Below are 13935 nucleotides of genomic sequence, written 5' to 3'. Positions count from 1 at the left end.
GAACTGATCATCCGGGTGAATCGTTGGTGATTAACCTGTGGTGGAAAGGCTTCCCCACAACAGGCGTCAGGCCCGCGCGTCCTGGTCCGGCACGGCCTCCAGGGTCGGGGTCTTGCCGTTGCTGCCGAGCGAGTCGATCAGCTGCTTGGCCAGCGCGAAGCCGGAGCCGCCCATCGTGATCGTCTTGACCAGGGTGTCCTCGATGCCCTGGGCACCGTTCAGTACGACCATGTTGCCGACCTTCTCGAACGAGCTCGCCGCCGCGCGGACGATCTCCGGGTAGGCCTCGGCCAGTTGCTGCGCGACGACCGCGTCGGTGTTCGTGGCCAGCGCCTCGGCGCGCGCCTTGATACCGGCCGCCTCCGCCATCGCCTTCGCCTGGACCGCGAGCGCCTCGGCCTTACCGTTCAGCTCGGTCGCCTTCGCCTGCGCCTCACCGCGCAGGGTGACCTCGCGGGCCTGCGCCTCGGCGGCCGCGATCTGTGCGTCGCGCGCGGCCTGCGCCAGCGTGCGCTGCTTGTACGCCTCGGCGTCGGCCGGCTTCAGCACCGACGACTCCAGTTGCTTCTCGGCCAGCGACGCGTTCAGCTTCGCGGTCTCGGTCTCCGCCACCACAACCTCCTGGCGGGCCAGCGCCTCGGCCAGCGGACCGGACTGCGACGCCTTCGAGTTCGCCTGGTCGACCTCGGCCTGGTACCCGGCCTGCGCGATCGAGCTCTGCCGTACTGCGGCGGCCTTGGCCGCGGCGGCGACCTGCTCGCGCTCGGTCGCCTCGCGGTCCCGCTCGGCCTGCGCGATCCGGGCGGCCGCCTCGACGGCGGCGGCCTGCGGACGGCCGAGGTTCTTGATGTAGCCGGACTCGTCGTCGATCTCCTGGATCTGCAGCGAGTCGACCACCAGGCCGAGCTTCTCCATGTCGCCGGCCAGCGAGCCGCGGATGTTCGTGGTCAGCGTCTCCCGGTCGTGCAGCATCTCCTCGACCGTGGTGGAGCCGACGATCGCGCGCAGGTGACCCGCGAACAACTCGTGGATGGTGCCCATCACCTGCTCGTCGCTCTGCTCCAGGAACCGCCGGGCCGCGTTCGCGATCGAGCCGTAGTCGTCACCGACCTTGTACGCCGTGACTCCCTTGATGTGCAGGGGAATGCCCTGGCTCGAGACACAGGTGACCGTCAACGGAGTCGCCCGAATGTCGAGCGGCAGGCGCCGTACGGTCTGGAAGCCGGGCAGTACCGCGGTACCGCGGCCGACCACGATCTTGAAGCCGAGGGTCTCGTTGATCTGCTCCTGGCTGGAGTGCGCGCCGAGGCCGGAGATGATCAGGGCCTCGTTCGGCTCCGCCACCCGCCAGACCATCCGGAACAGCAGCAGGAGGACCACCAGCGCGACGGCGCCGATGATCAGGTACGTCCAGAGCATTTCCCCTCCAGGGAACGGTGGAACAGAAGGTTGAAGGGCGGAGATCAGATGGCACGGGCGACGTAGACCGTGCGGGGTGGATCGAACTCGACCACCACGATCGGTGTGCCCACCTCGATCACCTCGTCGGCCGCCGGGTAAGCGTAGAAGGCCTCGGTGGCACCGCGGACCGGCAACATCACCTCGCCGATGATTCCCGGTGCGATCCGGCCGATCACGCGCCCTCGTTTGCCAACCATGACGCCCCCTCCGACGTTGCCCTGCCGCTACCGGTTCCGCACCCTACCGGCTGTCTCGGCCAGCATCCGGATCAGCCGCGGATGGCGCCTTCGGTGGCTCCCTTGATGAACTGACGCGCGAAGATGATGAAGACCACGATCAGCGGCACCATCGCCATCAAGGCACCGGTCATCACCATGCTGTAGTCGACGCCGTGGCTGCGGTTCAGCGACGACAGCGCGACCTGCAGGGTCAGGTGATCGGGGTTCGTCAGCACGATCAACGGCCAGAAGTAGTCGTTCCACGAGGCGACGAAGGTGAAGATCCCGAGGAACGCCAGCGCCGGCCGGGCCGACGGCAGCGCCACGTGCCGGTAGACCCCGAGGAAGCCGCACCCGTCCAGCGTGGCAGCCTCGACGAGTTCGTCGTGGATCGAGTTCTGGAAGTACTGCCGCAGCCAGAAGATGCCGAAGGCATTGGCCGCGGCCGGGATCACCAGCGCCTTCAGCGACCCGACCCAGCCGAACGCGGCCATCGTCTGGAACTGCGGTACCGCGCCGAGCTGAGCCGGCAGCAGCATCGTCGCGAGCAGGATCACGAACAGCGCGTTCCGGCCGGGGAACCGGAACTTGGCGAAGGTGAAGGCGGCCAGCGAGTCGAAGAACAGCACCAGCAGGGTGGTCGAGACGGCCACGATCGCGGTGTTGCCCATCGACTGGAAGAACGCCACGTTCGCGAGCACCTCGCGGACGTTGTCGTCGAACTGCGAGCCGAAGGTGAACTTCGGCGGGAACCGGTAGATGTCGGCCGTCGTGTTGGTCGCCATCACCAGCGTCCAGAAGAACGGGAACAGGCAGAGCAGGCCGGCGATCGCCAGCAACGCGTGCAGCAGCAGCCCGCGCCACTTCACCGGCCGATGCTTCGCGGGTCGTCGCCCCTGCACCGCCTGCTCGTTACCGGCCGGCGCTGTCTCGGTGACGGCGGTCATTGTCTGCCCCTTCCGCCGAGCAGTTTCCAGTTGATTGCCGTGAACAACAGCACCAGCATGAAGATGCTCAGGGCAATGGCCGCGGCGTAGCCGTAGTCGTTGGCGCCGAAGGCCTGGTTGTAGAAGTACATGACCACGGTGAGCCCGCTCTGGCCGGTGCCGCCGCTGTTGCCGACCATCACCTGCGGTTCGGTGAAGGTCTGCAGGCCGCCGATGGTCGACATGATCACCGTGAACAGCACCACCGGACGCAACTGCGGCAGCGTGATCGAGAAGAAGGTGCGGAACGGCCCGGCGCCGTCGACCTTGGCCGCCTCGTACTGCTCGGTGGGGATCGCCTGCAGTCCGGCCAGGTAGATGATCGTGTTGTAGCCGGTCCACTGCCACACGATCATCGTGGAGATCGCGATCTTGATCCCCCACGGCTGCCCGAGCCAGTCCTCGGTGGGCAGGCCGAGCGAGCGCAGCCCGGCGTTGATCAGGCCGAAGTTGGTGCTGAAGACGGCGGCGAAGAAGATCGCCGCCGCCACCAGCGAGGTGATGTTCGGGATGAAGTAGGCGATCCGGTAGACGCCCTTCAACCGCACCGCCGAGTGCAGCATCACGGCCAGCACCATCGCGATCGCCAGGGTGGGCACGGTCGACATCGCGAACAGCACCACCGTGTTCCACAGCGACAACCAGAAGGTGCTGTCCTCGAGCAGGAACCGGAAGTTCTGCAGTCCCACCAGTTGCCGCGCGCCGAGCCCGTCCCACTTCTGGAAGGCCAGCAGGATCGTCGACGCGACCGGGTACAGCCCGAACACCAGGAAGATCAGGTAGAACGGCGACAGCGCCAGATAGAACCGCCAGTACGACCAGATGCTCCGCCTGCGCGCGGGCTTCGCGGTACGGGTCGTCCTGGGTGGCGCGGTCGCGGTCAGGGTCACTGAACGCCCTGACGCTTGCCGATCTGCTTCGCCTTCGAGACGGCCTCCGCCCAGGCCGCGTCCGACGTCTTCTTGCCCGCCTGGACCAGCTTCAGGCCGTCGGTGAACGGCGCGGCGACCGCGGTGTCGAGCGGCGCCTCGTAGGCGATCGGGATGTCCTTCGCCGCCGGCCCGAAGACCTCGATCGGCACCTGGCCGCCGAAGAACGGGTCCGCCGCCTTCAGCTGCGGCTTGTCGTAGGCCGCCGGGGCGGACGGGAAGATCTGCGCGTCGGCGAAGGCCTTGGCCTGGTTGTCCGCGCTGAGCATGTACTTGATCACCTCGAGCGCCGCGGCCGGATCGGCGGCGTTCTTGGTGATGGTGAGGAACGAGCCGCCGAAGTTCGCCGGGCCGCTCGGGGTCGGGGCGACCCGCCACTTCCCGACGCTGGTCTTGCAGGCGGCCTTGATGTCCAGGGCGACCCAGGCCGCGCCGGTCACGGTCGGCACCGTGCCCTGGTCGAGGCCGGCGTTCCAGTCCGGCGTACCGCCGAGCGTCTTGCCGTCGACGCCGGTGGTGATCGCCTTCACCGCGGTGTCCCAGGCCTTGCGGATGTGGTCCCCGTCGCCGATGAACTTGTTGTCCTTGTCGATGTAGCGCTCGGTGCCCTGGTTGACGATCGTGCCGTACATGTCGGTGGCGTCGGCAACGATCAGCGCCTTCGGGTTGGACTTCTTCAGCTCCAGCCCGGCAGCCAGGAAGTCGTCCCAGGTCTTCAGCTGCTCGGCCACCTTGGCGGGATCACCAGGCAGCCCGCCGGCGGTGAAGACGTCCTCGCGGTAGAACAGCGCGGTGGGTCCGATGTCGATCGGGATACCGATCACCTTGCCGTCCAGGGTGGTGGCCTGCTTGACCTTCCACTCCAGGTAGTCACCGAGGAACGAGTCGGCGCCGATCGTCTTCAGGTCGACGAACCGGTCGGCCTGCGGCAGCAGCGAGGCGATGTCCTCGCCCTTCACGCCGGTGATGTCCGGGATGCTGGTGCCGCCGTTGAGAGTGGTGACCAGCTTCTGCTTGAAGTCGCCGCCGATCTCGGAGTACTTGATGTGCTGGTCCGGGAAGTGCGCGATGGTGTCGTCCAGGACCGACTTGCCCAGGCCGCCCGGCCAGCACCACAGCGCGATGTTGCCGGTGGCGTTCTTCTTGGTCGATCCCGTGTCCATGCTGGAGGAACAACCGGCGACAGTGCTGCCGAGCATGGCTGCGAAGCCCCCGGCGAGCAGTGTGCGACGTGAGAGCTCCATGGTTCTACCTTCCTGACTGGTCGCGCGGGGGTGCGCTTCCGGTGTGCGCGCTGATCAGCGCGGCAAGGGATTGATCTTCTGGATGGTGCTGCTGCCAGGCGGCGAGGTCGGCCCAGCGGGGCGCAGCGTCGGCACCACCTAGCCGGGTCACGGAGAGCGCCGCCGTGAGCGCGGCGAACCGCACGCGCTCAGCCAGCGACAGCTCCCACAACGTGGCCGCGATGAACCCGGCGGCGAACACATCACCCGCCCCGGTGGTGTCCGCCGCCTGGACTGGGAAAGCCGGTACTGCGACGCGCTCGCCGGTGCGGGCGTCCATCGCCAGGGCTCCGTTCGCCCCGTCCGACACGACGACCACCGGGACCTTGGTCGCCAGTTGCTCGAGCGCGTCGCCCGGGGACGTAGTACGGGTGTAGCTCATCGCCTCGCCGGCGTTCGGCAGGAACACGTCGCAGTGCTCCAGCTGATCGAGCACGGCCGGGTCCCACTGTTCCGAGGGATCCCAGCCGACGTCGGCGAACACCACGCTGCCGGCCGCCTTCGCCTTGGCGAGCCACTCGTTCGGCCAGGGACCGATGTGAGCGGCCACGGCGCGAGCGGCCGGCGGCGTGGTGAGAAGCTCGTCGGCAGACAGCGGGGGAGGGGTACCCCGGGTGACCAGTGCCCGGTCGTTGTCATAGGCAAGGGCCACCGTGAGGGGAGTCTGCCAGCCGTCGAGCTTGCGGGAGAGGGTCAGGTCGATGCCCTCGTCCCGGGTCAGCTTGTCCCAGAGACGGTGGCCGAGGTCGTCCGCGCCGAAGGCCGCGGCGAGTCCGGTGCGCAGGCCGAGCCGGGCCAGCGCGACCGCGAAATTGGCGATCCCGCCCGGGCTCTCGGCCGAATCCGACGCCCACACCTCGGTGCCGGGCTTCGGTGCGGATGGCAGGCCGAGGACGAGGTCGTGGAACAGCAGGCCGGACACGACCACGTCCAGTGGCGTGTCTCGATCGCTCATCGTCAGCACACTCCTGCAGGGTCGCTCAAACTCGTGCAGACAGTGTGGAACGGATGCGCAAAGTGCGCAATACCCCTGCACAATTGTGATCGAGTGTGACGTAGTTTGCGTGATACGGTCTTTCCGTGTTGCCAAAGCAGCGGCAGGATCAGATCGTGCGCGCGCTTCGGGCCGACGGGGCCGGGGGTGTGAAGTTGCTGGCTGTCCAACTGGGGGTCAGCGAGGCGACGATCCGGCGCGACCTCGAGCAGTTGCACGAGCAGGGCCGGTTGACCCGTGTTTACGGCGGTGCACTGGCTGTTGACGGTGGCGACGAACCCTTCGCCGAGGTCAGCGCAGTACGGGCCGATGAGAAGGACAGGATCGCGCGGCGGGCCGCTGCCCTGGTCAGCGACGGTCAGTCCGTGCTGCTCGACATCGGGACCACCGCGCTCCGCCTCGCGCAGCATCTGCACGGGCGGTCGGTGACGGTGGTGACGAGCAACCTCGCCGTCCTGGAGGAGTTGGAGAACGACGAGCAGATCGAGCTGATCATCCTGGGCGGCTTCGTCCGGCGCAGCTACCGGTCGCTCGTCGGCTACCTGACCGAGGAGAGCCTGCGGCAGGTGCACGTCGACTGGCTGTTCCTGGGGACCAGCGGGGTCCGCCCCGACGGGCGGGTGATGGACAGCACGATGATCGAGGTACCGGTGAAGCGGGCGATGATCAAGGCCGCCGACCGGGTGGTGCTGCTGGCCGACGCGACCAAGTTCCCAGGCCACGGCGTCGCCAAGGTGTGCGAGCCGTCCGAGCTTTCGATGGTGGTGACCGAGCCCAGCGCCGACGAGGCGACCCGGGCGCAGTTGGAGGAGGCTGGAGTGCAGGTGGTGCTCGCGTGAGACTGACCATCCTCGGCGGCGGGGGATTCCGGGTGCCGCTCGTCTACCAGGCCCTGCTGGGGGATCGCGGCGAAGGCCGGATCACCTCGGTCGTGCTCTACGACACCGACCGCACCCGGCTCGCGTCGATCGGTTCCGTACTCCGGCAGCAGGCCGACCTGGCTCCGGGCGTTGCCCCGGTGGTGACGGAGACAACGGATCTCGACGAGGCCCTGCGGGGCGCGGACTTCGTCTTCTCCGCGATCCGGGTGGGTGGACTCGAAGGACGCACGATCGACGAACGCGTCGCGCTCGACCTCGGCGTACTCGGTCAGGAGACGGTCGGCGCGGGTGGGATCGCGTACGGGTTGCGCACGTTGCCGGTGGCAACGGCCATCGCCCAGCGGGTGGCCGCGGTGGCTCCCGAGGCCTGGGTCATCAACTTCACCAACCCGGCCGGCATGGTGACCGAGGCGATGATCCCGTACCTGGGCGACCGGGTGATCGGGATCTGCGACTCTCCTTCCGGGCTCGGGCGGCGGGCCGCGCTGGCCCTCGGGCTGGACGCGTCGCAGGTGTTCTACGACTACGCGGGGCTGAATCACCTGGGGTGGTTGCGAGGGCTGCAGTCGGGTGGTGTCGACCACCTGCCGGCGTTGCTCGCGGACTCGGCGGCGCTCGGCGACTTCGAGGAGGGCCGGCTCTTCGGAGTGGAGTGGCTGCGCTCGCTCGGGTCGATTCCGAACGAGTACCTGCACTACTACTACTTTGCGCGGGAGACCCTGGCGGCCGTGCAGACCGTCGAGCAGACGCGTGGCACGTTCCTGCTGGAGCAGCAGTCCGCCTTCTATGCGGAGACCGCCCGGCACCCCTCGTCCGCCCTGGAGCTGTGGCAGAAGACCCGGGCCGAGCGCGAATCGACGTACATGGTCGAGAGCCGCGCGGTCGCCGACGCGGGGGAGCGGGACGAGCGGGACATGTCCGCGGGTGGGTACGAGCAGGTCGCGCTGTCGCTGATGCGGGCGATCGCCCACAACGAACGCGCCTCGCTGATCCTCAACGTGCGGAACCGCGGCACCCTCCGGCACCTGGATGACGACGCCGTGGTCGAGATCCCGTGCACGGTCGACGCGAACGGCGCGCGGCCGGTGGGTGTCTCCCAGCTCACCGACCACCAGGCCGGCCTGGTCTGCGCCGTCAAGGCTGTCGAACGCTCCACCATCGAGGCCGCCGCGACCGGCTCCCGCTCAGCAGCCGTCCGCGCCTTCGCCTGGCACCCCTTGATCGACTCGGTCACTGCCGCCCATCAGCTCCTGGACGGCTACGTCGACCACCTCCCCGACCTCGCGCCCTTCCGCTCCTGACGCGGAGCCGACCTTCCCATCGCGACCGCCCGGCACGTCTCGGAGTGGTGAGTCGTTACTCAGTCGTGGATCCGCGTTGCTGGTAACCGGTTGCCGGCCACCTCTATCCACGACTGGGCGCCACTCGCTCCTCCCAGGGGGAGTGGAATTGGTTCGGGGTGGGGAGATCTGGCAGAATGGCGGGCTGAGTCCGTCTGGATCGCGTGCAGCCCTCTAACTCCACGTCCCACGGCGGCCCATTCGAGTGGCTGCTCGTTGTCCCCACGACGCCGGTTGCCGCTCAACCAGACATGAAATCCCGAGGGAGACCCCACAAACGTGGCAGTCAAGATCCGTTTGAAGCGCATCGGCAAGAAGCGTGCGCCGCACTACCGCATCGTCGTGATGGACGCCCGCACCAAGCGTGACGGCCGCGCCATCGAGGAGATCGGCAAGTACAACCCGAAGACCGAGCCGTCGTTCATCCACGTCGAGTCGGACCGGGCGCAGTACTGGCTGGGCGTCGGCGCGCAGCCGACCGAGGCCGTCGAGGCGATCTTCAAGGCCAGCGGTGACTGGCAGAAGTTCAAGGGCCTGGAGGCCCCGGCGCCGCTGCGGGTCAAGGAGCCGAAGCGCGACAAGCAGGAGATCTTCAACGAGGCCCTCGCCGAGGCGCACGGCACCGTGAAGACCGACGCCGTCACGACCAAGAAGGCCGCCGCCAAGAAGGCTGAGCCGAAGGCCGAGAAGAAGGCCGACGCCCCCAAGGCCGACGACGCCAAGGCCGACGCTCCCAAGGATGAGGCTCCCAAGGACGAGGCCGCCAAGGTCGAGGCGAAGGCTGACGAGGCTCCGGCCGCCGACGCTCCCGCCGCCGAGGCGCCGGCCGACGACGCCAAGGCCTGACCATGATGGAGACCGAGGCGCTCGAGCACCTGGTCCGAGGCATCGTGGACAACCCTGACGACGTCAGCGTCCGGTCCCGCAACCTGCGGCGCGGACGGACCCTCGAGGTGCACGTGCACCCCGACGACATCGGCAAGGTGATCGGCCGCAACGGACGGACGGCGACCGCGATCCGTACCGTCGTCGGGGCGCTCAGCTCCGAGCAGTCGGTCCGGATCGACTTCGTCGACGAGTTCAACCGGCGCCCGCGCCGCTGAGCGCGAACAGTCCCTGAAGGGCCGTACCCACACCCTGGGTGCGGCCCTTCACTGCTATACCGACACTGTGCATAGGTGGGCCCACTCCGGGCTCGGTTCAAGTAGGGCCCGCTGCGGGCTCGTCGTCAGAAGGTAGGAACTTGCGGTGCTGGTGATCGTCGGCCGGATCGGCCGGGCCCACGGGATCAAGGGCGAGGTCGGCCTGGATGTGCGGACGGACGAGCCGGACCGCCGGTTCGCCGACGGCGCGAAGCTCGTCACGACCGAGAAGTCCCCGCGCACCCTCACGGTCGACGCCAGCCGCTGGCACAGCGGCCGCCTGCTGGTGAAGTTCGCCGGGGTGCCCGACCGGACCGCCGCGGAACTCCTGCGCAACCTGGAGCTCCAGGCCGAGATCGACGAGGACGAGCGCCCGGAGGACCCGGAGGAGTACTACGACCGCGAGCTGATCGGCCTGAAGGTCCGGACCACCGACGGCGTGGAAGCGGGCGAGGTGATCGACGTGGTGCACCTGCCGTCGCAGGACCTGCTGGAGATCCGCCGCCCGGCCGGCAACGCAGTACTGGTCCCACTGGTCGAGGAACTGGTCCCGGAGATCGACCTGGCCACGCAGTACGTCGTCGTGGCCGACCGGCCCGGTCTGCTCGACCCGGAGGGCGCTGAGGTGGTCCCGACAGAGTCCGCCCAGGGAGCTGGCGACTGATGAGGCTGGACGTCGTCTCGATCTTCCCCGAGTACCTGGCTGCCCTGGACGTGAGCCTGGTCGGCAAGGCGGCCAAGAGCGGTCTGCTGGACGTACGGGTGCACGACCTGCGCGAGTGGACCCACGACCGCCACCGGACCGTCGACGACACCCCGTACGGCGGCGGTGCGGGCATGGTGATGAAGCCCGAGCCGTGGGGTGAGGCGCTGGACGACGTGGCCCCGGCAGACGGTCCCTCGCAGCCGCGGTTGATCGTGCCGACGCCCGCCGGCCGGCCGTTCACCCAGGCCCTGGCGTACGAGCTTGCCGCTGAGCCTTGGCTGGCCTTCGCCTGCGGGCGGTACGAGGGCATCGACGCTCGGGTGGCCGCGCATGCTGCCGAGCGGATGCGGGTGGACGAGGTCTCGATCGGGGACTACGTGCTCAACGGTGGCGAGGTCGCAGTACTGGTCATGGTGGAGGCCATTGCCCGGCTGCTGCCCGGTGTGATCGGCAACCCGGAGTCCCTGGCCGAGGAGTCCCACTCGGGCGACGGCCTGCTGGAGTACCCGGTCTACACGAAGCCCACCTCCTGGCGCGGCCACGAGGTCCCGGAGGTCCTGCTGTCGGGCAACCACGCCCTGATCGCCAGGTGGCATCACGACGAGTCCGTACGCCGTACCGCCGAGCGCCGGCCGGATCTCCTGGCGGCCTGGGGTGCCACCGTCGGTCACAAGGCCGACGTCGTGGAGCGCAAGGAGGACGCCGCGCTGCTGGCGAAGGTGCTGCCCGCCATCGAGGCCGACGCGGGGGAGATCAACACCCTGCAGCGAGCGGCGTACCTCAGTGAGGGCCAGGCGTACGCCGACCTGACCATCCCGCCGCTGCGGGAGGAACTCAGGCACACGGTCGCGCGGATCGCCCAGGGCGGGGTGTGGAAGGCCATGGTCGGCGCCCGGGTGGTCGGGTCCGTGCAGGTGGTCGTGGAGGGCGAGGTGGCCCGGATCGGCCGGCTGATGGTGGCGCCGGACTGGCAGGGCCGTGGCGTCGGGAAGAAGCTGCTCCGAGTCGCGGAGCAGACCGCGCCCGCCGAGGTCACGCGGTACGAGCTCTCCACGGGTGCGGACAGTGAGCGCAACCTGCAGTTGTACCGGAATACCGGTTACCGAGAGGTAAGCAGGGAGCGACAGACTGCGAAAGTGGAGCTGGTGCTCCTGATGAAGCGGCGACGGCGACGCTGATTTCGTTGCGGCCATGCCGGTGTGGCAAACTTGGTCGCTGTTGCCGTTCGGTGCTCCTGCCACAGGGGGTGACCACCGATCGGCGACATCTATGACTCCTCACCATCGAGCATTTCGTGGGTGACCTGTGGCACGCGCGAGGAAGAGACACCTGATGAGCAACGTCCTGAACGAGCTCGACAACGCGAGCAAGCGCGACGACATCCCCGCCTTCCGGGCCGGTGACACCGTCAAGGTGCACGTCAAGGTCGTCGAAGGCAACCGGTCCCGCGTCCAGGTGTTCCAGGGTGTCGTGATCCGGCGCCAGGGTGGTGGCCTGCAGGAGACCTTCACGGTCCGCAAGGTCAGCTTCGGCGTCGGCGTCGAGCGGACCTTCCCGATGCACACCCCGATCGTCGACAAGGTCGAGGTCGTGACCCGCGGCGACGTGCGCCGCGCGAAGCTGTACTACCTGCGCGAGCTGCGCGGCAAGGCAGCCAAGATCAAGGAGAAGCGGGACGTTCCGGCCTCCTGATCGTCTAGCGACGACGGTCAAGTATGGCGCCGAGCACTGCGACTCGCGCTCGCCCGGTCGCCAGGAGGGCACGTCGCAGTAAAGGACGGCACCGCAGGCTCAAGCAGCGGAACCCGCTGCTGAGCCTGCTGACCGAGATGACCACCGTGACGGTGCTCGCGCTGGTCATCACGGTCGTCCTGCGGCTCTTCGTCGCCGAGGCCTTCTACGTGCCCTCGGAGTCGATGTACGACACGCTCACGACGAACGACCGGATCCTGGCCGAGAAGGTCAGCTATCTGCACCGTGACGTCGACCGTGGCGACATCATCGTCTTCAAGGACCCCGCCAACTGGCTGAACGAGGAACAGCAGGTCCCCGGCCCGTTCCGGCGGGTCGGCGAGTTCGTCGGCATCCTGCCGCGCAGCGGTGAGGGTCACCTGGTCAAGCGGGTGATCGGCATCGGCGGCGACAAGGTGGTCTGCTGCGACCGGTCCGGCCGGATCACCGTGAACAAGATCCCGCTGGACGAGCAGGATTACCTGCTGAAGGACGCCAAGCCCTCGAACGAGCCGTTCAGCGTCGTCGTACCGCCCGGTCACCTGTGGGTGATGGGCGACAACCGGGCCGAATCCGCCGACTCCCGTGCGCACATGGGTGGCCCCGGTGGAGGGTTCGTGCCGGTCGAGAACGTGGTTGGCCGTGCCTGTTGCGTAATCTGGCCGTCTGACCGGATGACGATGCTGCGTCCTCCGGAAACCTTCAAGAAGCCGGGGCTGAAGAAGTGACTGAGACACCGACAGCGACGAAAGAGAATCCACCCCACCGCTCGGGGCTCGCGGCCGCCGCTCGCGAGTTCGTGCTGATCGTGGTCGGTGCTCTCATCGTCTCGTCGATCCTGCGGGCCTTCGTCGGCCAGATGTTCATCATCCCGAGCGAGTCGATGCAGAACACCCTGCTGGTCGGTGACCGGGTGGTGGTCGAGAAACTGACCGACGTGGAGCGCGGCGACGTGGTCGTCTTCGAGGATCCGGGCGGCTGGCTCGGCGAGGAGGAGAGCGGCCAGAAGCGCGGCTCGGTGGGCCGGTTCTTCGAGGTCGTCGGCCTGCTGCCGGACTCCAGCCACGGTCACCTGATCAAGCGCCTGATCGGCATGCCCGGTGACAAGGTCGCCTGCTGTGACGCCAAGGGGCGGCTGATGGTGAACGGCCAGCCGCTGGACGAGGGAAGCTACCTGTATCCGGGTGACGCCCCGTCGGCGATGGAGTTCCAGGTCACGGTCCCCGCGGGCCGTGTTTTCGTGATGGGTGACCACCGGTCCGAGTCGGGCGACTCCCGGGTGCACCTGAGCGACACCAACGCCGATGGCGGCACCCCGGGCGACGCCGCCTTCGTGCCGCTGGACAAGGTCACCGGACGCGCGGTACTGGTGGTCTGGCCGGCCAGCAACTTCGCCAAGCTCGGTGTCCCCGACACGTTCAAAACGATTCCGGCGCCAGGACCTGCCCCGGACAAACCCTCGATCTCCCTGACGCCACCACCCAAGTGAGCGAGGTACCGGTGCGGAACGAGGCACGACGGAGTCGCGGATGAGTGCACTTCCGCGCGGCAGCACCATCCGGCGCGACGCCGGTCTGTACGGCTACGAGCGGGCGCTCCGGCGCGTCGGGCTGGACCCGATCGCCGGGGTGGACGAGGCCGGTCGGGGACCGTGTGCCGGGCCGCTGGTCGCCGCCGCGGTGATCCTGCCGGACGGCAAGCGCGGCCAGATCCCCGAACTGGCGGACTCGAAGTTGCTGACGGCGAAGGCACGCGATCGCTGCTACGACGAGATCCGCGACCGAGCCGTGGCGTGGTCGGTGGTCTCCATCGAGGCCGCCGAGTGCGACCGGCTCGGCATGCACGTCGCCAACGTCGAGGCGCTCCGCCGGGCGCTCTTCCGGCTCGACCTGCGCCCGCAGTACGTGCTGACCGACGGGTTCGGGGTCGACGGCCTCGGCGTGCCGGGGCTGGCGATCTGGAAGGGTGACCGGGTGGCCGCCTGCATCGCGGCCGCCTCGGTGATCGCCAAGGTGACCCGGGACCGGATCATGGAGCACTGGCACGAGGTGTACCCGCAGTACGATTTCGCGGTTCACAAGGGATACTGCACGCCTGAGCACCAGGCGGCACTGGACGAATACGGCCCGTGTCCACAACATCGACGGCGGTTCGAGAATGTCCGCCGCAGCATGCGGACCGATATGGGACAGAATGTGACCAGTCCCACCGGAGTGGAGAGCCGATGAGCGAGCGCAGCGAGCGAACAAACAACAGAGCCGCCT

General features: G+C 68.3%; 16 protein-coding genes. 10 read left to right on the top strand and 6 right to left on the bottom strand.

The window, feature by feature from the left end; all coding sequences use genetic code 11:
* Positions 1 to 66 precede the first annotated feature (66 nt).
* From ACFPJ1_RS02895 to ACFPJ1_RS02870, 6 genes are all read right to left on the bottom strand, one after another.
* Entirely contained in the window at positions 67 to 1419 is a 1353-nt protein-coding gene (locus ACFPJ1_RS02895; protein WP_380101215.1) for a flotillin family protein, read from the bottom strand.
* Positions 1420 to 1463: 44 nt separating this feature from the next.
* On the bottom strand, positions 1464 to 1658 hold the full coding sequence (locus tag ACFPJ1_RS02890; protein ID WP_380101213.1) for a hypothetical protein: 195 nt from the start codon (positions 1656 to 1658) through the stop codon (positions 1464 to 1466).
* Positions 1659 to 1729: 71 nt separating this feature from the next.
* On the bottom strand, positions 1730 to 2548 hold the full coding sequence (locus tag ACFPJ1_RS02885) for a carbohydrate ABC transporter permease (RefSeq protein WP_132191591.1): 819 nt from the start codon (positions 2546 to 2548) through the stop codon (positions 1730 to 1732).
* A gap of 74 nt (positions 2549 to 2622) precedes the next feature.
* A complete protein-coding gene (locus ACFPJ1_RS02880) occupies positions 2623 to 3555 on the bottom strand; it encodes a carbohydrate ABC transporter permease (RefSeq protein WP_380101212.1) in 933 nt (310 codons plus the stop codon).
* The gene (locus ACFPJ1_RS02875) at positions 3552 to 4838 is read right to left on the bottom strand and encodes an ABC transporter substrate-binding protein (protein WP_380101210.1); all 1287 of its coding nucleotides are present in this window, start codon (positions 4836 to 4838) and stop codon (positions 3552 to 3554) included. The genes ACFPJ1_RS02880 and ACFPJ1_RS02875 overlap by 4 nt, the downstream gene beginning before the upstream one ends.
* 4 nt (positions 4839 to 4842) lie before the next feature.
* Positions 4843 to 5832 (bottom strand): carbohydrate kinase family protein, encoded by a 990-nt coding sequence (locus ACFPJ1_RS02870; protein WP_380101209.1) that lies wholly within the window; start codon positions 5830 to 5832, stop codon positions 4843 to 4845.
* Between the two features lie 125 nt (positions 5833 to 5957).
* Between ACFPJ1_RS02870 and ACFPJ1_RS02865 the strand changes: the two genes are divergently transcribed.
* The 10 genes from ACFPJ1_RS02865 (at position 5958) to ACFPJ1_RS02820 (ending at position 13899) form a co-directional block, all read left to right on the top strand.
* Complete coding sequence (locus ACFPJ1_RS02865) at positions 5958 to 6710, top strand: DeoR/GlpR family DNA-binding transcription regulator (RefSeq protein WP_380101208.1); 753 nt, start codon at positions 5958 to 5960, stop codon at positions 6708 to 6710.
* Complete coding sequence (locus tag ACFPJ1_RS02860; RefSeq protein ID WP_380101206.1) at positions 6707 to 8053, top strand: 6-phospho-beta-glucosidase; 1347 nt, start codon at positions 6707 to 6709, stop codon at positions 8051 to 8053. The genes ACFPJ1_RS02865 and ACFPJ1_RS02860 overlap by 4 nt, the downstream gene beginning before the upstream one ends.
* Positions 8054 to 8371: 318 nt before the next feature.
* Positions 8372 to 8938: a 30S ribosomal protein S16 gene (gene rpsP, locus ACFPJ1_RS02855; RefSeq protein ID WP_380101204.1), complete on the top strand. Its 567-nt coding sequence runs from the start codon at positions 8372 to 8374 to the stop codon at positions 8936 to 8938.
* 5 nt (positions 8939 to 8943) lie between these two features.
* The gene (locus ACFPJ1_RS02850; RefSeq protein WP_020389433.1) at positions 8944 to 9195 is read left to right on the top strand and encodes an RNA-binding protein; all 252 of its coding nucleotides are present in this window, start codon (positions 8944 to 8946) and stop codon (positions 9193 to 9195) included.
* Positions 9196 to 9340: 145 nt separating this feature from the next.
* Positions 9341 to 9898 carry a ribosome maturation factor RimM gene (gene rimM / locus ACFPJ1_RS02845; RefSeq protein WP_380101203.1) on the top strand — a complete coding sequence of 186 codons (558 nt, stop codon included), beginning with the start codon at positions 9341 to 9343 and terminating at the stop codon, positions 9896 to 9898.
* Positions 9898 to 11118: a tRNA (guanosine(37)-N1)-methyltransferase TrmD gene (gene trmD, locus ACFPJ1_RS02840; RefSeq protein ID WP_380101202.1), complete on the top strand. Its 1221-nt coding sequence runs from the start codon at positions 9898 to 9900 to the stop codon at positions 11116 to 11118. The genes rimM and trmD overlap by 1 nt, the downstream gene beginning before the upstream one ends.
* 154 nt (positions 11119 to 11272) lie before the next feature.
* The gene (gene rplS, locus ACFPJ1_RS02835) at positions 11273 to 11632 is read left to right on the top strand and encodes a 50S ribosomal protein L19 (RefSeq protein ID WP_132298789.1); all 360 of its coding nucleotides are present in this window, start codon (positions 11273 to 11275) and stop codon (positions 11630 to 11632) included.
* A 137-nt stretch (positions 11633 to 11769) separates the two neighbouring features.
* Positions 11770 to 12399 (top strand): signal peptidase I, encoded by a 630-nt coding sequence (gene lepB / locus ACFPJ1_RS02830; RefSeq protein ID WP_380101201.1) that lies wholly within the window; start codon positions 11770 to 11772, stop codon positions 12397 to 12399.
* Entirely contained in the window at positions 12396 to 13160 is a 765-nt protein-coding gene (gene lepB, locus ACFPJ1_RS02825; protein WP_380101200.1) for a signal peptidase I, read from the top strand. Before lepB (ACFPJ1_RS02830) ends, lepB (ACFPJ1_RS02825) begins: the two co-directional genes overlap by 4 nt.
* A 40-nt stretch (positions 13161 to 13200) precedes the next feature.
* Positions 13201 to 13899: a ribonuclease HII gene (locus ACFPJ1_RS02820; protein ID WP_380101199.1), complete on the top strand. Its 699-nt coding sequence runs from the start codon at positions 13201 to 13203 to the stop codon at positions 13897 to 13899.
* The last annotated feature ends 36 nt before the right edge of the window (positions 13900 to 13935 follow it).

The organism is Kribbella qitaiheensis (genome assembly GCF_042657745.1).
Taxonomy (GTDB): Bacteria; Actinomycetota; Actinomycetes; order Propionibacteriales; family Kribbellaceae; genus Kribbella; species Kribbella qitaiheensis.
This window is presented reverse-complemented; position numbering and strand designations above follow the sequence as displayed.